The organism is Neptunomonas sp., assembly GCF_041601355.1.
In the GTDB taxonomy this organism is placed as follows: Bacteria; Pseudomonadota; Gammaproteobacteria; order Pseudomonadales; family Balneatricaceae; genus Neptunomonas.
The window spans coordinates 1-17,945 of sequence record NZ_JBFIIH010000087.1 but is presented as its reverse complement, the minus strand read 5'-3'; the positions used below and the strand labels follow the sequence as shown (position 1 = coordinate 17,945).

At 45.8% G+C, this 17,945-nt stretch carries 19 protein-coding genes and 1 riboswitch; of the genes, 12 read left to right on the top strand and 7 right to left on the bottom strand.

Annotated elements, in window-relative coordinates; translation table 11 throughout:
- Positions 1 to 1,103, bottom strand: a 1,103-nt coding sequence (gene coaBC, locus ABY436_RS13600; RefSeq protein ID WP_372739502.1) for a bifunctional phosphopantothenoylcysteine decarboxylase/phosphopantothenate--cysteine ligase CoaBC, incomplete at its 3' end; no start/stop codon positions are given.
- A gap of 114 nt (positions 1,104 to 1,217) precedes the next feature.
- Between coaBC and radC the strand changes: the two genes are divergently transcribed.
- Complete coding sequence (gene radC, locus ABY436_RS13595; protein WP_372739501.1) at positions 1,218 to 1,892, top strand: DNA repair protein RadC; 675 nt, start codon at positions 1,218 to 1,220, stop codon at positions 1,890 to 1,892.
- Between the two features lie 15 nt (positions 1,893 to 1,907).
- Here radC and ABY436_RS13590 read toward each other — a convergent pair whose 3' ends face one another.
- Positions 1,908 to 2,453 carry a hemerythrin domain-containing protein gene (locus ABY436_RS13590; protein WP_372739500.1) on the bottom strand — a complete coding sequence of 182 codons (546 nt, stop codon included), beginning with the start codon at positions 2,451 to 2,453 and terminating at the stop codon, positions 1,908 to 1,910.
- A 384-nt stretch (positions 2,454 to 2,837) separates the two neighbouring features.
- Here ABY436_RS13590 and rpmB point away from each other — a divergent pair, with 384 nt between their 5' ends.
- Positions 2,838 to 3,074, top strand: coding sequence for a 50S ribosomal protein L28 (gene rpmB / locus ABY436_RS13585; protein ID WP_090731007.1), 237 nt, complete (start codon positions 2,838 to 2,840; stop codon positions 3,072 to 3,074).
- Between the two features lie 11 nt (positions 3,075 to 3,085).
- Entirely contained in the window at positions 3,086 to 3,256 is a 171-nt protein-coding gene (gene rpmG, locus ABY436_RS13580; protein ID WP_028470634.1) for a 50S ribosomal protein L33, read from the top strand.
- Positions 3,257 to 3,296: 40 nt separating this feature from the next.
- Here the strand turns inward: rpmG and ABY436_RS13575 are convergent, their stop codons facing one another.
- Complete coding sequence (locus ABY436_RS13575; protein ID WP_372739499.1) at positions 3,297 to 4,715, bottom strand: PLP-dependent aminotransferase family protein; 1,419 nt, start codon at positions 4,713 to 4,715, stop codon at positions 3,297 to 3,299.
- A 145-nt stretch (positions 4,716 to 4,860) separates the two neighbouring features.
- Here ABY436_RS13575 and ABY436_RS13570 point away from each other — a divergent pair, with 145 nt between their 5' ends.
- The 6 genes from ABY436_RS13570 (at position 4,861) to ABY436_RS13545 (ending at position 11,321) form a co-directional block, all read left to right on the top strand.
- Positions 4,861 to 5,763, top strand: coding sequence for a DMT family transporter (locus ABY436_RS13570; RefSeq protein ID WP_372739498.1), 903 nt, complete (start codon positions 4,861 to 4,863; stop codon positions 5,761 to 5,763).
- A 37-nt stretch (positions 5,764 to 5,800) separates the two neighbouring features.
- Positions 5,801 to 6,613 carry a bifunctional DNA-formamidopyrimidine glycosylase/DNA-(apurinic or apyrimidinic site) lyase gene (mutM, locus tag ABY436_RS13565; protein WP_372739497.1) on the top strand — a complete coding sequence of 271 codons (813 nt, stop codon included), beginning with the start codon at positions 5,801 to 5,803 and terminating at the stop codon, positions 6,611 to 6,613.
- Positions 6,614 to 6,622: 9 nt separating this feature from the next.
- Positions 6,623 to 7,582, top strand: a complete 960-nt coding sequence (locus ABY436_RS13560; protein ID WP_372739496.1) for an alpha/beta hydrolase — start codon at positions 6,623 to 6,625, stop codon at positions 7,580 to 7,582.
- Between the two features lie 610 nt (positions 7,583 to 8,192).
- A riboswitch (TPP riboswitch) is annotated at positions 8,193 to 8,286 on the top strand.
- A complete protein-coding gene (gene thiD / locus ABY436_RS13555; RefSeq protein ID WP_372739495.1) occupies positions 8,275 to 9,111 on the top strand; it encodes a bifunctional hydroxymethylpyrimidine kinase/phosphomethylpyrimidine kinase in 837 nt (278 codons plus the stop codon). Its footprint overlaps the riboswitch before it by 12 nt.
- Before the next feature lie 46 nt (positions 9,112 to 9,157).
- Positions 9,158 to 11,035 (top strand): phosphomethylpyrimidine synthase ThiC, encoded by a 1,878-nt coding sequence (thiC, locus tag ABY436_RS13550; protein ID WP_372739494.1) that lies wholly within the window; start codon positions 9,158 to 9,160, stop codon positions 11,033 to 11,035.
- A gap of 58 nt (positions 11,036 to 11,093) precedes the next feature.
- Entirely contained in the window at positions 11,094 to 11,321 is a 228-nt protein-coding gene (locus ABY436_RS13545; RefSeq protein WP_372739493.1) for a hypothetical protein, read from the top strand.
- A 237-nt stretch (positions 11,322 to 11,558) separates the two neighbouring features.
- Here the strand turns inward: ABY436_RS13545 and ABY436_RS13540 are convergent, their stop codons facing one another.
- The 3 genes from ABY436_RS13540 to ABY436_RS13530 form a co-directional block, all read right to left on the bottom strand.
- Entirely contained in the window at positions 11,559 to 12,137 is a 579-nt protein-coding gene (locus ABY436_RS13540; protein WP_372739492.1) for a sigma-70 family RNA polymerase sigma factor, read from the bottom strand.
- 28 nt (positions 12,138 to 12,165) lie between these two features.
- Positions 12,166 to 12,432, bottom strand: coding sequence for a DUF5062 family protein (locus ABY436_RS13535; protein ID WP_372739491.1), 267 nt, complete (start codon positions 12,430 to 12,432; stop codon positions 12,166 to 12,168).
- A gap of 146 nt (positions 12,433 to 12,578) precedes the next feature.
- Positions 12,579 to 13,478 (bottom strand): D-hexose-6-phosphate mutarotase, encoded by a 900-nt coding sequence (locus tag ABY436_RS13530; RefSeq protein WP_372739490.1) that lies wholly within the window; start codon positions 13,476 to 13,478, stop codon positions 12,579 to 12,581.
- Between the two features lie 166 nt (positions 13,479 to 13,644).
- Between ABY436_RS13530 and ABY436_RS13525 the strand changes: the two genes are divergently transcribed.
- Together ABY436_RS13525 and ABY436_RS13520 are read left to right on the top strand one after the other, a co-directional pair.
- Positions 13,645 to 14,130: a hypothetical protein gene (locus tag ABY436_RS13525; protein ID WP_372739489.1), complete on the top strand. Its 486-nt coding sequence runs from the start codon at positions 13,645 to 13,647 to the stop codon at positions 14,128 to 14,130.
- An 86-nt stretch (positions 14,131 to 14,216) separates the two neighbouring features.
- Positions 14,217 to 14,858 carry an MBL fold metallo-hydrolase gene (locus tag ABY436_RS13520; protein WP_372739488.1) on the top strand — a complete coding sequence of 214 codons (642 nt, stop codon included), beginning with the start codon at positions 14,217 to 14,219 and terminating at the stop codon, positions 14,856 to 14,858.
- 10 nt (positions 14,859 to 14,868) lie between these two features.
- Here ABY436_RS13520 and pfkA read toward each other — a convergent pair whose 3' ends face one another.
- Entirely contained in the window at positions 14,869 to 15,876 is a 1,008-nt protein-coding gene (gene pfkA / locus ABY436_RS13515) for a 6-phosphofructokinase (RefSeq protein ID WP_372739487.1), read from the bottom strand.
- Between the two features lie 109 nt (positions 15,877 to 15,985).
- Here pfkA and aceK point away from each other — a divergent pair, with 109 nt between their 5' ends.
- Positions 15,986 to 17,713, top strand: coding sequence for a bifunctional isocitrate dehydrogenase kinase/phosphatase (gene aceK, locus ABY436_RS13510; RefSeq protein ID WP_372739486.1), 1,728 nt, complete (start codon positions 15,986 to 15,988; stop codon positions 17,711 to 17,713).
- Positions 17,714 to 17,945 lie beyond the last annotated feature (232 nt).

Genomic DNA, 17,945 nt, shown 5'->3' with positions numbered 1-17,945 from the left:
AAGGTGACGGCGTTTTCGTCACTATTGAAACCAATACCAGCCTGAGACACATCGTTGGCAATAATCATATCCAGGTTTTTACGGTCTAGTTTGCCTCGGGCATAGCTAATGACATCGCGTGTTTCGGCGGCAAAGCCGATGGTAAACGGCTTGTCCTCTCTGGCAGCAATAGTGGCCACGATATCCGGATTTTTCACCAGATGAAGCTCCATGATCTCTTCGTTGCCCTTTTTGATCTTATGCTCAGCAATAGAGGTCGGCCGATAGTCTGCGACTGCCGCGCAGGCGATAAAAATATCGCAGTGACTGATCTCTTTGAGCGACGCTTGTAACATTTCTTCGGCGGTGGTGACTGATATGCGTTCAACATGTGTGGGAGCTGTCAGATTAACAGGGCCGCTGATCAGGCGAACGCGAGCGCCTGCATCTGCGGCGGCGGCTGCCAATGCATAGCCCATTTTGCCGGAGCTATGGTTTGAAATATAGCGTACCGGGTCCAACGGTTCCCGGGTCGGACCTGCGGTTATATGCACGTTTAATCCTGCCAGAGCACCGCTGTTAAAGCATTCAGCAACGCTCTCCATAATCTCGCCAGGTTCAATCATACGTCCCGGGCCCGTATCACCGCAGGCTTGCTCACCGATACCAGGCCCCCATAAACGAAACTTTTGTTGCTGCAGTGTGGTGACATTCTGCTGCGTTGCTGCTGAGCGCCACATCGCTTGATTCATGGCGGGAGCGAGGCAGATGGGGGCTGCAGTAGCAAGGCAGATGGTGCTCAACAAATCGTTGCCCAAGCCGTTGGCTAAACGCGCCATAAAGTCTGCACTGGCGGGTGCAATAACAATCAGGTCAGCCCACTTAGCAAGCTCAATATGACCCATGCCTGCTTCAGCTTCCGGATCCAGAAGTTCAAGATGAACCGGGTGTCCTGATAATGCTTGTAAGGTGAGGGGCGTGATAAAAGCAGTGGCTGCAGGAGTCATTACAACTCGTACATCTGCACCGGCGCCTTTTAATAGGCGTGTTAACTCGGCACTCTTGTAGGCCGCGATACCACCTGTTATGCCTAAAATTATCTGTTTGTTAGTAAGTCTATACATACCTTGAGCAACCCGAGATTACACAGTTTTCTAAAGAGGTGTAAGATACCACTTCAGGGATTTTTTGCGTAGACCTACATTAGATTTTACGCAGTAAGCATAAGGAATATGTAGATGGCGATTACTGATTGGCCGGCGCTAGAGCGCCCGCGGGAGAAATTATTGGCACACGGAGCATCGGTTTTATCCGATGCAGAACTACTGGCCATTTTTTTAAGAACCGGGATTAAAGGCGTGAGTGCTGTTGATTTGGCACGCGATCTGTTGAAGCGTTTTGGTGGGCTGCGCCCATTATTGGAAAGCTCGCAAGATGACTTTTGTGAAGCACTGGGGTTAGGTCCCGCTAAATATGCGCAGTTGCAGGCTGTATTGGAAATGAGTCGTCGGCATTTAATGGCATCGTTGCAACGGGGCGAATTGATGGAAAGCCCTGGCGCTGTCAGGCAGTATTTGGTGGCTCAGATGCGGCATCATCAGCAGGAGGTGTTTGCGTGTCTTTTTCTAGACAATAAACATCGAATCATCCGTTTTGAACCCCTGTTTTTCGGCACCATCGATGCTGCTTCTGTCTACCCACGAGAAGTTGTTAAAAAATCCCTCTCTGTGAATGCCGCTGCGGTTATTCTTGCACATAACCATCCATCAGGTGTTGCTGAGCCGTCCTTGGCTGATAAACAGATAACCCGGCGTTTGATTGATGCGTTAATGCTGGTAGACATCAGAGTCCTGGATCACATGATAGTCGGTGATCCGGAGGTGGTCTCTTTTGCCGAGCTGGGGTTGCTCTGATTTTATATGCAGAATTTACATATAATTTAAAACACCCAGCGGTGTGTGGCGCATATGAATAGACATACCCAGTGACGAGAGGCCTTTATCGCCTAATATTTCGGCGGAGAGAGGGAGGAATTCTCTTTCTTCAAACTGGGCGTGCTGAAGGTAATTATCTGCTAATCGAAGCGCCATCGCTTGATCAAATATCACAGGCTTACCTTTTGCCAGTTGTTTGATATCAGGTTCAATGAGTTTCCATTGCATCTCAAGCATGCGGTGCTCATTCGTGAGCTGTTTAATCATTTTTTTTGCTTTGCGGGTCTCTTCGCCCCGCTTGGCACAGTCAATCACCACACTAAATAGCTCTTCCTCTTCCTCTTCATGGTGTGTCAGCACTACTTCATGGAAAAAGCCATATAGCTGTGCGGCCATTTGTTTAATATCTTGTGTAACAGACTCGCTGATAGTAGTTGTCGCCAGCACGCGGAGTTGTTCGAAGTTTTTTATAATACCCACGTGACAATTTGTGAAATCCATCAAGGGATTATCATTGTCGGCATTTTTGTTATTATTCATTGGATTATCCTGTTTGGGTTGCGATCCCCGTTTAGGGATGCGGTATTCTTCGATCTTAAATAAGTTTTTGTTGTGCTTATATGACGAATATCAACGTTATACGAAAATAATAATAGGTATCTGTTTTCTTGTATCGCTTTTGTGGGTTTCTTAGATGTGCAGTCAGTTTGCTCGCTTAATTTCTGCAATCTGCTCTTGATTTAGAGATTCTTAATGGTATTTACAATCACTTGTCTATATAATGCCGCTCCTTCTATTCGTGCTTGGTACGGGATTCAGTTCGGTTTTGGAACGCTCCGCCTGAGGCTATTGATATTGTTTATCTGTTAAGTAGCCAATAAAAATCCACACTAGAAGTAAATAATGTAATTTGAGGCTTTGATTATGGCTAAAGTTTGTATGGTTACTGGCAAGCGTCCGGTAACAGGGAATAACGTTTCCCACTCACAGCGCAAAACGCGCCGTCGTTTTCTTCCTAACCTGCACTGGCACCGTTTTTGGGTTGAAAGTGAAAATAAATTCGTTCGTTTGCGTGTAACTGCTAAAGGCATGCGTATTATCGATAAAAACGGCATCGATGCAGTACTTGCTGAAGTACGTGCGCGTGGCGAAAAGGTATAAGGAGCTAGACGATGGCAGCTAAAGGTAATCGTGAAAAGATCCGTCTGGTTTCTTCTGCAGGCACAGGTCATTTTTACACAACTGATAAGAACAAACGTAACATGCCTGAGAAGTTCGAGATCAAAAAATTTGATCCTGTAGTTCGTCAGCACGTTATGTATAAAGAAGCTAAAATCAAATAATGATTTTTTCTTCCGAAAAAGCCCGGTTTTCCGGGTTTTTTTATGTCTGTCGTGTGATTTCTATGGAAATTACCTCCCCGAGACGCGTCAACGCTTTGTTTTGTTTTTCTGTGTTATCAAACGAGCCAAAGTTCAGTCGTATGCAGTGCTGGAATTGTTGTGCTGTGCCAAACAGGCTGCCGGGTGTGAGGCTGATACCTTCGCTTTTGAGTTGAGTGAATAGGCTGTCCCCGTTGATATGCTGCGGTAATGTAACCCAGCAGAGAAAACCGCTTTCTGGAATATTAATATGTGCTTCAGCGGGTAGGTTTGCTTTCAATGCGTCGATAAACAATGGCTTTCGATGACGATAATGATTCTGAAGCTGTTTAATGTGACGGTTAAAGTTGGCGGATTCCATCCAGAGCGCGGCAGCGTGCTGCAAAAGCCCTGATGTAGCTAACGTGGTGACATATTTAAGATAGTTGATCTGATCAAAATAACGGCCCGGTGCTATCCAGCCAATACGGATATCAGGATCGAGTATTTTGGAAAGTGAACTACATAAAATGACACGGCCGTCATTGTCCATTGACTTCAATGTTCTGCGTCGCTGGCTTGAATGGATAAGCTCGCCAAAAACATCATCTTCAATAATAGCCAGGTCGTACGTCTGCGCTAACGACAGTAATATTGCTTTTTGTTCGTCCGGCATATTGAAGCCGAGCGGGTTGTTGGCATGAGGGTTGAGAAGCAGCGCTTTTACTTGCCAGTGTTTCAGCACTGCTTCCAATTGCGCAAGGTCGATCCCGTTAGGCGTGTAGGTTGGGACTTCAATAACCTGTAATCCCAGTGCTTCAATGCATTGAAGTATGCCATAAAAACAGGGGGACTCTACCGCAATGATGTCGCCAGATTGAGCAATGCTGCGTAACGCTAGCGAGATCGCTTCTTGAGCACCGTTAGTAATGATGATTTCTTCTGCATCCAGCTCCGCATGGCCGCTATGTGTTTTTTTAGCAATTTGCTGTCTGAGTCTTATGTCGCCGGGAGGGGCCTGATAATGGCTGTAGATTGCCGGTGCTTTTATCTCTGCACGTATCAGCTTGCTGAGTTGCTTGAAAAAGTCTAAACGTCCTTTGAATCGGGTGTCAGGGTTGGCGCTGCCAAATATAACGTCTGCCTGGCGTTGCGCTGTGCCGATAATGTCTAATGATGTGGCGCCTGAAATTACTTTCTGTGGTGTAGGAGGTTGTGGAGGGGCATCGTCTTTACTTGGCTTTACAGAGAAACCTTTGCGTGGATGGGCAAGAATGAGATCTTCCTGTTCAAGTGCAAGATAAGCCCGCAGCACAGTGTTCTTGCTGACGTTAAGTGTTTGCGATAAGTGACGCACGGAGGGGAGATAGTCATACGGTTGCAAGACTCCCGAATGAAGTTGGTTTTTAATATGCTGTATCACTGTTTGGTAAATTTTCATGGGTACAGTTTTCTGTATTTTATGTTAAATATTTAACTTGTTAATAACTGTACCCTATTTTTTATCGAGAGGCTGTCTCTTTTTTAATCAGGGTATTGCTCATATCCTGTACTCTTCAGACCGCTTTCAGTTTTAAGGACATCTCATGCTCGCGTTACGCACAAGGCTTATCCCTTTTATTCCGCTGATCTTTGTACTGCTCTGGAGTACCGGGTTCATTGGTGCAAAGTATGGGCTGCCCTATATTGAACCCTTTAATATGCTCTTTATCCGGATGTTGCTGACGCTGGCTGTCTTTATGGTTTTGATGGCGTTATTTAAATCAAAATGGCCTACGGGAAGACAGGGGTTGCATCAGTTACTCTCTGGATCGCTGGTTCATGCGGCTTATCTGGGCGGGGTGTTCGCTGCAATTAAATGGGATATGCCGGCAGGTGTTGTCGCTATTGTGGTGGGTTTGCAGCCTTTGCTTACCGCACTGATCGGGCGAATATGGTTTAAACAGTCTCTGGCAAAAGTACAACTGTTGGGGTTAGTTTTAGGCTTGGTCGGTGTATCAATGGTACTTGTCGGCGGTAAAGAGATGGGCGAGTTAACTTTGCGGCCTGAAGCAATTGCCGCCGCTATTATTGCTTTGCTGGGAATATCTATTGGTACTTTATATCAAAAGCGTTTTGGCACGGGTGTCGACTTGATGGCAGGGTCTTTTTTCCAATATCTGGCTACTGCGTTTTGGATGGGATTGCTGGCATTCAGCATGGAGACGCGTGAAGTGGTGTGGTCGTTTGATCTGATAATGGCATTGGGTTGGTTGGTGTTTGGATTGTCAGTATCGGCAGTGTTGTTGTTGATGTATATGATTCGTGAGGGTGAATCTGCTCGGGTGGCGAGTTATTTTTATCTGGTTCCCCCCGTCACTGTTGTAGAAGCATGGCTATTATTTGATGAGGCATTAGGTGTGTTAGCATTACTAGGGATATTTATTACCGTGTTAGGTGTGTATCTTGTTTTAAAGTCACCTAAAGTCATTTTACGTCCTGATGTATAAGCCTTAATACATAAGTCCTGAAACGAAAAGAGGTAACGTGCCTGAATTACCGGAAGTAGAGACAACACGCAGAGGTATAGAGCCGCATATCCTCAATCAATATATTGAGTCTGTGGTGGTGCGACAAGCAAAATTACGCTGGCCCGTGCCTGTAACGGAGCTTGATTCTTTGGTCGGGCAGGTTGTGCAGGGCGTTGCGCGTCGTGGCAAATATATTCTACTTGAGACCATGCCCGGAACAATTTTAATTCATTTGGGAATGTCCGGTAGTTTAAGAGTTGTTACTGATGCCAGATCTCCTTTGAAGCATGATCATTTAGATATTCACTTTAATAATGAGAAGTTGCTGAGACTGACCGACCCGCGACGTTTTGGTGCTGTTTTGTGGCAGCCGCAAGGGCAATTGCATGAGCGTTTAAGTACATTGGGACCTGAGCCATTGAGTGAGCATTTTTCTGTCCCTTATTTGCAACAGCAATGTAGGAGGCGTACTGTTACCATAAAGCAATTGATTATGAACAGTCGCGTGGTGGTCGGTGTAGGAAACATTTATGCCAGCGAAGCGCTCTTCCAATCTGGCATTGATCCTCGTAAGGAAGCCGGTCGGATTTCAGAAAAACGTTTGGCGCTGCTGGTCACAGAAATCAAAAGTGTGTTGTTGGCGGCCATTGGGCAAGGCGGCACCACTCTGAAAGATTTTGTCAATAGTGATGGAAAGCCTGGATATTTCCAGCAGTCACTTAATGTTTATGGGCGAGGGGGACTTCCCTGCCATAATTGTAGCCGCCCTCTGAAAGAGGTGCGTTTAGGGCAGCGTAGTACGGTGTTCTGTAATTATTGCCAGCGATAGGAATAAAGAATGTCGATAGCCGATGTAAATATAACCAAGAGTCACAGCGAGCTTGTCGCTGACGAGCACCGCGGGCGCTTAAGAGATAAATTAGATATACATCATCATCTGGAGAAGCGTGAAAGCCTGCGGGTAGGTGAGCTTGCCGTTCACTGTGAGCTATATCAGGCAGATGATGCAGAAGCGCCGATATTGATCTTTCTGCCGGGTATCGGCACTTACTCCGAGCTGTATGCTGACTTGTTAGGACGCTTTGCCGAGAATGGTTTTCATACCGTAAGTCTGGATTATCCGGGTCATGGTTACTCTGCAGGTACAAGAGGACAATACAGCGTAGAAAATGTTGTGCAGTCGGTCAGTGATTTGATTGACAGGATGCAAGAGCGCTTTTCCGGTCCGGTTTATGTATATGGTTACTCTATAGGCTCCTTACTGGCGGTCGCTGCGGCTGAAAAAGATGGGCGGATACAGGGAGTGTTGTGTGGCACTCTGCTCATTCCTGAAATTCCACCGGATACATTGCATCAAATGGGTTGGCAGTGGACATGGGGAATGGCGCAGATGTTTCCTAGTATGAAACTACCGCTAAAATCGATGGTGGATTATGAGCAGCTGCTCGCCGGACATCCTGCTGCAAAAGAGTTTAACCATGATCATTTGATGGTATTCGATTACCCACTCAGTACGCTTTCGAGCTTGTATTCTTGGCGTTCTGAAGTAAAAGATCAGGCTTTTGAGTTCCATGCGGCCATTCTGCATGGCAGGGGTGATGAAGTTTTACCGTTACGCTACTCAAAACGATTAAGCGAAGAGTTAACCCATCCTTTTGAGCTGATAGAAGTACACGGTGGGCATATGTTGCCTTGGTATGACCCCGAGTTATTAATTGATACAGTGTCGCAGTGGGTCAGGTCTCTGCCGGAGCCTGAGCCAAATAATGAACACCTGGAAATAGTAGAAGTAGCATAGATCTGCTGATTAGATCTGCTGATTAGGTGTGTTGCTGAGGCAGGGTGGATGTTTAGTCCTGTTAGTTATATTTGTAATAAAAACTTAAGCTTTTCATAACAAAAGCAGCACTGAAGCGGGGCGATAATTCTGATTGTCGTATCCGGTTCAGCCGGTTGTTGTAGCGCTAATCAGTCGCTATATCTCTCGCCTAGACGACGTCTCTTTATATGTTCCTATCTGTGTTTCTGGTTAAAAGAATAGAGGTGTGGTTTCAAATAGAAAACCCAGCAGCAGATAAAGCATCTGATGTAGTAATGATGTTATCTGAGGATTGCTGAAGGTTGTTTAGAAAAAAAGGCGAGAGGGCTTTGTAAATCCTTTACGAAGCCCTCTCTGTTGGCTTCCATTTCCGTGCGATTAAAAGGCTTCCATGCTAACTGCCTTGTGTCCTTACCGCTTTTTAAGCCATCCTTGAATTCGTTCCATGAACAGGAGATCCACCGTTGTTATTATGGCGAGTTGGCTTAGTTTTAATATAGGAAAAAGTCCTATTTTTCAAATAAAAATGTTGAATGGCTATTCAAAAATTTAGGGATGGACAGGTGAATCAGAACGCCTTAGACTCATTCTAATCTTGTCGGGGTGCCCTATTGAGGGCTGAGAGAAAACCCGCTGAACCTGATCCAGCTAGTACTGGCGTAGGAATCGAGATGTATATTAATAGCTATCAACAAGCTGTGCCTGTTGCGTTAACTATTGCTGGTTCAGATAGCAGTGGCGGTGCAGGTATACAAGCCGATCTGAAAACCTTCTCTGCTCTGCAGGTATATGGTGCATCTGTCATTACGGCCGTTACTGCGCAAAATACGCTGGGCATCTATGCAGTTCACTCAATTCCCGCGACCATTATTTCTGCGCAGCTTCGCGCGGTATTGCAGGATCTTGACGTTAAGTCCATCAAAATAGGCATGCTCGGTGAAGCATCGGCAGTCGATGCAGTTGCGAATGTTTTAGATGAGTTTTCTTCCCCTGCGATGGTGATTGATCCTGTCATGCTGTCCAAGAGCGGCAATGCGTTGTTACATCCCGATGCGTTGTTACTGATGAAAAAGCGCTTATTTCCGCGAGCGACTGTTCTGACTCCTAACTTGCCCGAAGCGGCGGCACTCACTGGCTTTTCTGAACCGACTTCTTTATCCGAAATGTACCAAATATTAGGGCCTTTGCATGAGCTTGGTGTGCCCTGGGTATTACTCAAAGGAGGTCATCTGCCCGCTGAGGAGCAGGCTGTTGATTTGCTGTCTGATGGGAAGCGGATTTTCGAGTTTAAGGCAGATCGCTTTGTAACAAAAAATACGCATGGCACGGGCTGCACGCTGTCGTCAGCTGTGGCTGCAGGGCTTGCTAAAGGGATGGATGTTGAGCAGTCAGTAAGAGAAGCAAAAAAATATATCAGCGTTGCCATTGCGGCAGCCGATTCGTTGCTGGTAGGGGCTGGTCACGGCCCCTTGCATCATTTTTCGTTGCTCTGGGGCCAAAAAGGCTAATGGGTACTTCTTATCTTTCAGAGTTTAGTTTTAAGTAGGGTGAATTATGTCCAATAATAAATTGTTAAGTCAAAACGCCAGTGTTGATCATGCTTCAGTTCAGCCATTTCCTAAGTCGCGCAAAGTTTATATCGAGGGAAGTCGTCCGGACATTCGTGTGCCTATGCGTGAGATTTCACTGGACGATACGCCGACAGGCCTGGGGGGAGAAAAAAATGATCCCTTATATGTTTATGATACATCCGGGCCCTATACAGACCCTGAAGCGACGATAGATATCAGAAAAGGGCTGGTGGCTTTGCGGGCTGGCTGGATCTCAGAACGAAATGATACAGAGCAGCTTACGGCGTTATCGTCTGAGTATGGGCGTGCACGCGAGGTCGATTTACGGTTGGATGAACTGCGATTCGAGTTGACGCGTAAGCCATCACGGGCTAAAGCGGGCATGAATGTGACGCAGCTACATTATGCGCGTAAGGGAATCATCACGCCTGAAATGGAGTTTATCGCTATTCGTGAAAATATGAAGCTGGCGAAGTCTAAAGCTGAAGGTAATATCGTTGCTCAGCAGCACCCGGGGTTTAGTTTCGGAGCAAATTTACCGGATGAAATTACGCCTGAGTTTGTTCGACAGGAGGTGGCCGAAGGTCGTGCTATTATCCCGGCAAATATTAATCACCCTGAATTAGAGCCAATGATTATTGGTCGTAATTTTCTGGTTAAGATTAACGGGAATATTGGTAATTCTGCGGTGACCTCTTCTATCGAAGAGGAAGTGGCGAAGATGACCTGGGGGACCCGATGGGGATCCGATACTGTCATGGATCTGTCTACCGGGAAAAATATTCATGAGACACGTGAATGGATCCTGCGTAATGCGCCAGTACCTATCGGTACTGTGCCTATCTATCAGGCATTAGAAAAAGTAAACGGTGTTGCTGAAGATCTGAATTGGGAAGTGTTTCGCGATACATTGATCGAACAAGCAGAGCAGGGGGTCGATTACTTTACGATCCATGCTGGCGTTCTGTTGCGCTATGTCCCGATGACCGCCAAACGCATGACCGGTATTGTTTCGCGAGGCGGTTCTATCATGGCGAAATGGTGTTTGGCTCATCATCAGGAGAACTTTCTTTACACCCATTTCGAAGATATTTGTGAAATTTGTAAAACCTATGATGTGTCATTCTCATTGGGAGATGGTTTGCGTCCGGGTTCGGTTTATGATGCCAATGATGAAGCTCAGTTTGCTGAGTTGGAAACCTTAGGCGAGCTGACAAAAGTTGCCTGGAAGCACGATGTACAGGTCATGATCGAAGGGCCGGGTCACGTGCCGATGCACATGATCAAAGAGAACATGGACAAGCAGCTAACCGAGTGTCATGAAGCGCCTTTTTACACGTTAGGACCTCTGACAACGGATATTGCGCCTGGTTATGACCACATTACCTCGGGTATTGGCGCCGCCATGATCGGTTGGTATGGATGTGCGATGCTGTGTTATGTGACGCCGAAAGAGCATCTGGGACTCCCCAATAAAGATGATGTTAAGACGGGTATCATCACCTATAAAATCGCGGCACATGCTGCAGATCTGGCTAAAGGCCATCCGGGTGCACAGATTCGTGATAATGCGATGTCTAAGGCACGCTTTGAATTCCGTTGGGAGGATCAGTTTAATATTGGTCTGGATCCGGATACAGCACGCGCTTATCACGATGAAACTCTGCCCAAAGAGTCTTCTAAAGTTGCACATTTCTGCTCTATGTGCGGGCCTAAGTTCTGCTCAATGAAAATTTCTCAAGAAGTGCGTGATCTGGATGCAGCCCAGCTGGCAGCGTTAAAAACCGCTGCTGTTAAGGGAATGCAGGATAAATCACAAGAGTTTAAGGACGCGGGAGCGGAAATTTATCATAAGGTTTAACCTCTGTACTACTTTCAGTTAATCTTGCAGGGGTATTGATAACCTTTGAAGATATTCTATGTCAGATGAACTGAAGTATTTAGCAGTTGCTCTTCTTGTGCTGTTTGCGTTTGTGCCAGTGACAGTGCAGGCGCTTAAGAAGCGAAAAGAGCAGCCGCCACCGCTCGCTAGCAATGATCGTAAGCTCTATAGGCTCTGGCGTTCAGATCCCGATGCTTATCAAAGGCAATATGGAGCGTTGGATGAGGAGTACGTGAAAGCCCAAAAGGCTAAACGTAACGAATGATACAAGTCTGCAATATTATTTGCAGACCAACTGATTGTCATTGAGTGGTGTCGGTGTCTTTGATGGAGGTGTCGATATGCCGCTTTTGACAGAGTGTGTGAATTGACAGAAGCTGCGAGTCACATTCGGCGCAGCTTTTACACATTGCTAAATGAATTTTTAGTGATATGGACTCGATGATACTTAGCGAGGTATCGAGTTTTTTTGACATTAAAAATGATGCTTGTTTGCATGATTTCATACGTTACCCTCCTTCAGGAACCAGGCTTTTTCCAGACATCCGCGCAATTTAAGTCGGGCACGATGTAAAATAGTCCAGCAGTTTTGTTCCGAAATTCCCAGACAATCACATATTTCATCTGTTTCCAGCTCCATGAGTTCGCGTAAGGCAAATACCCGGGCAGTATTACCGGGAAGGTGGAGCAGGCACAGATCAAAGATCTCCCAAAAATGACTTCGCATATGAAGGTCTTCAGGATTTTGCCAGTGAGAGGGAGTTGTATCAGCATTCCAGTGTTCTTTCGCATTAAACAGGCCATCAAGGCCGCTGGTATCTTCATCTGAAATAAACAGCTGCCGACCTCTCTTTTGTTTTCTGATGTAGTCGATCAATTTGTGCCGCAAAATACTGTATACCCAGGTATCGAATTGCACTTTTCCGGAATAGCGCGACAAGCCTTCAATGGCGGCGAGCATGGCTTCTTGCACTAAATCTTCGGCATGACCTTTATCAGGCACCTGTAACAAGGTGAACGCCAGCAGTTTTGGGCGTAATGCTTCGAAATCGGCTGTATAAGATGCAGCGGTTGGTTGCATAGAGGGTTTGGCCTTGTTCGTCGGTTGCTTAGCTGTTTTTTAGCGGGTGGTTATCAGGTAGCTGCTTGGCTATCCATAGTGCCAGTTTATGTTTCATATGGGGCTCATCTTCCTGGTCTTTTGCCAGCGGTGTGATGAGTTTATCTGCGGCAAGTAATTGATAAAGATTTGAAATTTTTAGTCCACTGCTATCGGTAGGCTTGAAACCGTCGAAACCTCGGTTTTTCATATAAACTTCACCAACACGCAGGGCTTCTTTGACGAGTTGTGCTTCTTGTTTAGGTTTCATTTTCATTGCTGTGCCTTCAAAAGAGTCTGATTGTTTACGTTAAATATGCATTTTTACGCAGGCTGCCTTCCCATTTAATCATATGACAGGAACCGATGTGAAAATTTCCATATGATCCTGTTCAACTCTAAAGATAAGAATCAAGTGTTGTCTCAAGAGGAAGGCTCAATGGAAAGTTGCATACTCATTTTATGTGAAGCATTGGGCGCCAGAATGACGGCATCGTCGAGTACGTTAGCGGTCTCAATACAAAACATGTTTTTATAGTCGTCAGGACTGAATTGGCTTAAGCGTTTGCTTTTCTCGATCCAGGGATTCCAGATCACAGCAGAGCGGCTATTTGATTGTCGAATAGTTAAGGTGTGGGTCGGTGTTACTGCTCTGAGGGTTTGGGCGTTAATGTTTAGCCGATAAATACGGTCGGTTTCGCCCTGGAAATTAATGTTTCCTCGTTGTGGTTTCAGTCGCCATTGGTCTAATGCATCAATGTAGTGGGTGTTATGCGCACCATGAATACGCGTTTCGCTGATGCTTTTGGTTGGAAGGTAGGTATGCAGCGCCTGACTATAATTTACGTAGCGATGATCGGTATTGAGGGTGGTGAGTTGTAAAAGCAACGTTCTTCCAAGTGTAAACCGTGCTTCAAGCTCAAAGTCATAGGGCCAGTACAAGCGGCTGTTGGTCGAAGATGTCAGCAGTAGTGTGACTTCTACCTGGTGGCAGCTTTCTTTGATCTCTTTTAATTGCCACAAACTGCTGCGGGCAAAACCGTGAGCGACAGGGCGCTGTATGCTTTGGCGGATAGCTTCTGGGTTCTTATCGGCGGCTCCGAACCACGGCCAGCATATAGGAATACCGCCGCGCACGGACTCGCCTTTATTATATGCAGCGCTGGGGCTCAGCCATAAAGCATTCCGGAAATGATGGTGGACCGGCGAAAACTCAATTATTTGAGCGCCTTGTAGTAATAAGGTCGCTTTAAATAAAGGATGGTCGATCTGAATACTATCGAGTTGATTCAAACCAGACTGTTGGCAGAAAGCGTATTTCATAATGACTTCGCACTTTGTTATACATTAACCTAGAATAGACCGACGTTAATTAGTGTGTGGCCGGCTTAGTGTGTAGTAGGTGCACTATAAAGCAGAAAATTACCTGAATATAGATTACCTGATTCTGCTCGCATGTACTTATTTCTCTTATGATGATTACTGACTATTGAATAAATATCGTTTGGTTGAACAGTTGTTGGGCATTGTACAGCGTGAGTTGGCGACTACATTGGGTGCGGTCACTGAAGCGCGTGATAATGCGGTGCATGAGCAGAGTAAGCCTGAAAATCAATATGATACCTTAGCACTCGAAGCGGCCTATCTTGCTCACGGACAATCGGTTCGCGCTGCCGAATTGCAGCGACAGGTAACCGTTTTAAAATATCTGAAGTTTCCTGATTATGTGCCGGGTTCAGTGGTGAGCTCTGGTGCCATCATTCAATTGCAGGATCTGCGCTCAGCCCATAGTCAATGGTTGTGGATTCTGCCTGTGTGCGGCGGTATTGTGCTTGAGTATGAGGGAATTCGCATCACCACTATTACGCCTGATGCGCCTTTGGGCCATAAAGTGCTTGGGTGTTATGAAGGCGATGAGATCGCTTTACGTTCAGGTGAAAATGTAAAGTCTTTTGAAATCGTCGTCATTAGCTAGTCAAAATTAATTATGTGTTTTATGTCGTTGATCTATATAAATGATTATTTATCATTAAGAATTTAAAACAAAGTATCGGGAGTTTTATGAAATTCAGAGTTATTCCGGTTACGGCCTTCCAGCAAAACTGTACCTTATGTTGGTGTGAAGAGACTATGCAGGCTGCCGTGATAGATCCGGGCGGTGATGTCGCAAAAATCGAAGCGGCTATCAAAGAAGAAGGCTTGCAGCTTGAAAAGATATTATTGACACATGCTCATATTGATCATGCTGGTGGAACGGCTGAAATTAAAGCGCTGCATCAGGTGCCGATTGAAGGGCCGCATAAAGGCGATTTGTACTGGATAGAGGGGCTCGCTAAACAAAGTGAAATGTTTGGTTTTCCTAAAGTAGGTGATTTCATGCCGGACCGCTGGCTGGAAGATGGTGATGTTGTAACGGTCGGTAAGCAAACACTGCAGGTGTTGCATTGCCCGGGGCACACACCCGGACATGTGGTGTTTTTTGATAAATCAGCGGGTATGGCTCAAGTGGGTGATGTTATCTTTCAGGGCTCGATTGGCCGAACGGACTTTCCGGGTGGTAATCATCAACAATTAATCGACTCTATCCGTAAAAAGCTGTTTGCTCTGGGTGATGAGATCGAGTTCATACCAGGGCACGGGCCTGCATCAACGCTTGGCTACGAAAAGCGAACCAATCCATTTGTTTCTGATCATCGTGGCTGATTGGTGTAGCCTATTTGTGTAATAAGGTGGTGATAGCGAAAATATTCTGGTCGAGAGTCTTGTTGTCTGTGATAACTTTTCGTAATGGAATGTCGATGATCGCGCCTTGCTGAACACCCACCATAATGTCGTTATAACCGGCTAATAGATATTGTACGGCCGATGCACCAAGGCAGGATGCGAGCATCCTGTCATGTCCTGAAGGGCTGCCTCCGCGCTGGATGTGGCCTAAAATACAAATTTTAGGTTCCTGCCCCAGCTCTTCCAGTTGGTATGCAATTCTTGACGTCAGTCCGGGATCTTTCCCTTCTGCAATGACGATAATGCCGCTGGAGCCCAGCCTGTTGGCGCGCTGTTTGGCCAGCGTCACGCATAAGTCGTGAAGATCAAATTCATACTCGGGTACAACCACCAACTCTGCGCCGCATGCTATGCCTACTTGAGTCGCGATGAAGCCTGAGTTGCGCCCCATCACCTCTACTAAAAAAAGACTTTCATGGGATAGGGCTGTGTCACGGATTCGGTCGATAGCTCCCAGCGCGGTATTAACTGCAGTATCAAATCCGATGGTGTCGTCAGAACCCGGAATATCGTTATCAATCGTGCCCGGTAAACCGATAACCGGGATACCCGTTTCTTCGGTAAATAGGTGAGCGCCCGTCATTGAGCCGTCGCCGCCGATTACAATAAGGGCTTCAATGCCTTTCTCCTTCAATATCGCAGCAGCTTTTGCACGGACTTGTGGCACTTTAAACTCAAGGCAGCGGGCGCTCTTGAGCATAGTGCCGCCTCGCTGAACAATGTTAGTGACTGAGCGAGATGTTAGTTTATGGATGTCGCCGCCAATTAATCCGCTGTAGCCGTGGCGAACTCCGTATACGTTTTCGATACCGCTGTTAAGTGCTGTCCGAACAATACCGCGAATAGCGGGGTTCATACCGGGAGAATCACCGCCGCTGGTCAGTAAAGCAATAGACTTGTAAGTCTTTATCGGTTTTAAATGGGGTAACGTAAACATGGAATATCCTTTCGTGATATCTACATTGGATAAACAATAGTATGTATGGCAGAGGCTGGGTAGTTCAAGTGGGGCTCAATAGTAGCCGTAAAGTAAGAGGTATTTGCTGATGAGTATGCAGTTTCCTGCGCGTATTGCAGACGAGGTGCTGAAACATTTTGTTATTTATCGGATGCTGTTTAAAAATATTACGGATAAGGCTCAGGAACGGTTTGAGCAACAACAATGGTTGCAGATACAGCATGCTGCTGCAGAACGGATTGATCTCTATGAAAGGCAGTCACAAACAGCGGCTGATGATTTGCTTGCTCTGCTTGGAGAACCGCTTTATGAGAAATCTTTGTGGCGTAAGGCTAAGATCTGCTATATCTCGTTATTAAAGAAGCGAGATGATTTTGAGTTGGCAGAGACTTTTTATAATTCGATTTATTGCAAAGTGTATAAACATCACCAGCTAACCAATGAGCATATGTTTATCCATGCATCGATGCCTGAGCGTGAAGTTAGCTCAGGAGATACTATTTATCGAACCTATAATATGCAGTATGGGCTAATCAGCTTATTGAAAACAATGCTGAATGATTACTCTTTCAAAGTACCTTGGGAGAATAAAAAGAGGGATATTCGTAATCTGGCGTATTACATCAAACAAAATATTCCGCCAGGGGCTGTCGTAAGTGAGACAACCAGTGTTGATGTGGTACGTAGTGTTTTCTACAGAAATAAGGGAGCTTATCTGGTCGGCAGAATAAACTTACCCGCACAGGAGCTTCCTTTTGTAATACCCATTTTAAATGATAATGGTCGGGTCTACGTCGATACTGCGATTACTGATGGTGATCAGGTTTCAGTTATCTTTAGTTTCACGCGGGCGTACTTCATGGTCGATGTAAATGTGCCTTCAGAGTTTGTCCGCTTTCTTCAATCATTAATTCCGATGAAATCAAGAGCTGAGTTGTACACTTCTATAGGTTTTTATAAGCAGGGAAAGGCTGAGTTTTATCGTGATTATATGGCGCATCTCGCGCGTACTGACGATCTGTTTATTATTGCGCCAGGGATTAAAGGTATGGTGATGACCGTATTTACCCTGAAGTCATTTCCTGTTGTTTTTAAGATAATCAAAGATCGTTTTTCATCGTCAAAACAGATCACGCGGAAAATGGTTCATGAGCGATATCAGTTAGTCAAACGCCATGACCGGGTGGGGCGTATGGCGGATACGCAAGAGTTTGAAAATTTAGTATTCCCTCGCCAGAGAATCTCAGCGGAGTTATTAGCGGAGTTGCAGTCCGTTGCACCATCAGCATTGTTGATTAGTGATGATAGCGTGACGATCAGGCATCTGTGGACAGAACGGCGTATGACGCCATTGAATATCTACATTGATGAAGCGCTTCAAAGTGATGATGAAAGCGCTTTGCTGCATGCGATTGATGAATATGGAAAAGCGATTAAGCAACTTGCTGCCGCTAATATTTTTGCGGGAGATATGTTGTTTAAAAACTTCGGCGTTACGCGACATGCCCGGGTGGTTTTTTATGACTATGATGAAATACTCTATTTAACAGAGTGTAACTTCCGGAAAATTCCGGCTGCTATGTATCCTGAGCAAGAGATGGCGGCAGAGCCTTGGTACTCAATAGCACCAAATGATGTTTTTCCTGAAGAGTTTTCCATACTGACGGCATGTAATCCAAAAGTTCGGAGAATTTTTAATGAGCTTCATGGTGATCTATTGAGTATAGAGTTTTGGCAAGATATGCAGCAGCAGGTCAGGTCGGGAGGTGTCGTAGATATCTTTCCTTATCGGCAGATACAGCGCTTCCCTCGATAAGGCCCCGATAAGAGCGTTAACAGGGTGGCTCTCATGGCCTGAGGGTGGGGGTTAAAACATTTTTCTAATAATTTTCACTTTTTTAAGGTAGGGCTGTTGACTCCTTTCGGGGAGTCTGTAGAATGCGCACCTCTTCCCAAGGAGGCTGCCAAAAAGCAGCATTGAGAGGGGAAGATGCTGGTAGATAACGCCTTGATAATTAACATTATTTAAGCATTATCTGCGAGTAGTT

Coding starts and splice junctions, on each gene's coding strand:
- radC (WP_372739501.1), top strand. CDS start 1,218: ATGGCGATTACTGATTGGCCGGCGCTAGAGCGCCCGCGGGAGAAATTA.
- ABY436_RS13590 (WP_372739500.1), bottom strand. CDS start 2,453: ATGAATAATAACAAAAATGCCGACAATGATAATCCCTTGATGGATTTC.
- rpmB (WP_090731007.1), top strand. CDS start 2,838: ATGGCTAAAGTTTGTATGGTTACTGGCAAGCGTCCGGTAACAGGGAAT.
- rpmG (WP_028470634.1), top strand. CDS start 3,086: ATGGCAGCTAAAGGTAATCGTGAAAAGATCCGTCTGGTTTCTTCTGCA.
- ABY436_RS13575 (WP_372739499.1), bottom strand. CDS start 4,715: ATGAAAATTTACCAAACAGTGATACAGCATATTAAAAACCAACTTCAT.
- ABY436_RS13570 (WP_372739498.1), top strand. CDS start 4,861: ATGCTCGCGTTACGCACAAGGCTTATCCCTTTTATTCCGCTGATCTTT.
- ABY436_RS13560 (WP_372739496.1), top strand. CDS start 6,623: ATGTCGATAGCCGATGTAAATATAACCAAGAGTCACAGCGAGCTTGTC.
- thiD (WP_372739495.1), top strand. CDS start 8,275: ATGTATATTAATAGCTATCAACAAGCTGTGCCTGTTGCGTTAACTATT.
- thiC (WP_372739494.1), top strand. CDS start 9,158: ATGTCCAATAATAAATTGTTAAGTCAAAACGCCAGTGTTGATCATGCT.
- ABY436_RS13545 (WP_372739493.1), top strand. CDS start 11,094: ATGTCAGATGAACTGAAGTATTTAGCAGTTGCTCTTCTTGTGCTGTTT.
- ABY436_RS13540 (WP_372739492.1), bottom strand. CDS start 12,137: ATGCAACCAACCGCTGCATCTTATACAGCCGATTTCGAAGCATTACGC.
- ABY436_RS13535 (WP_372739491.1), bottom strand. CDS start 12,432: ATGAAAATGAAACCTAAACAAGAAGCACAACTCGTCAAAGAAGCCCTG.
- ABY436_RS13530 (WP_372739490.1), bottom strand. CDS start 13,478: ATGAAATACGCTTTCTGCCAACAGTCTGGTTTGAATCAACTCGATAGT.
- ABY436_RS13520 (WP_372739488.1), top strand. CDS start 14,217: ATGAAATTCAGAGTTATTCCGGTTACGGCCTTCCAGCAAAACTGTACC.
- pfkA (WP_372739487.1), bottom strand. CDS start 15,876: ATGTTTACGTTACCCCATTTAAAACCGATAAAGACTTACAAGTCTATT.
- aceK (WP_372739486.1), top strand. CDS start 15,986: ATGAGTATGCAGTTTCCTGCGCGTATTGCAGACGAGGTGCTGAAACAT.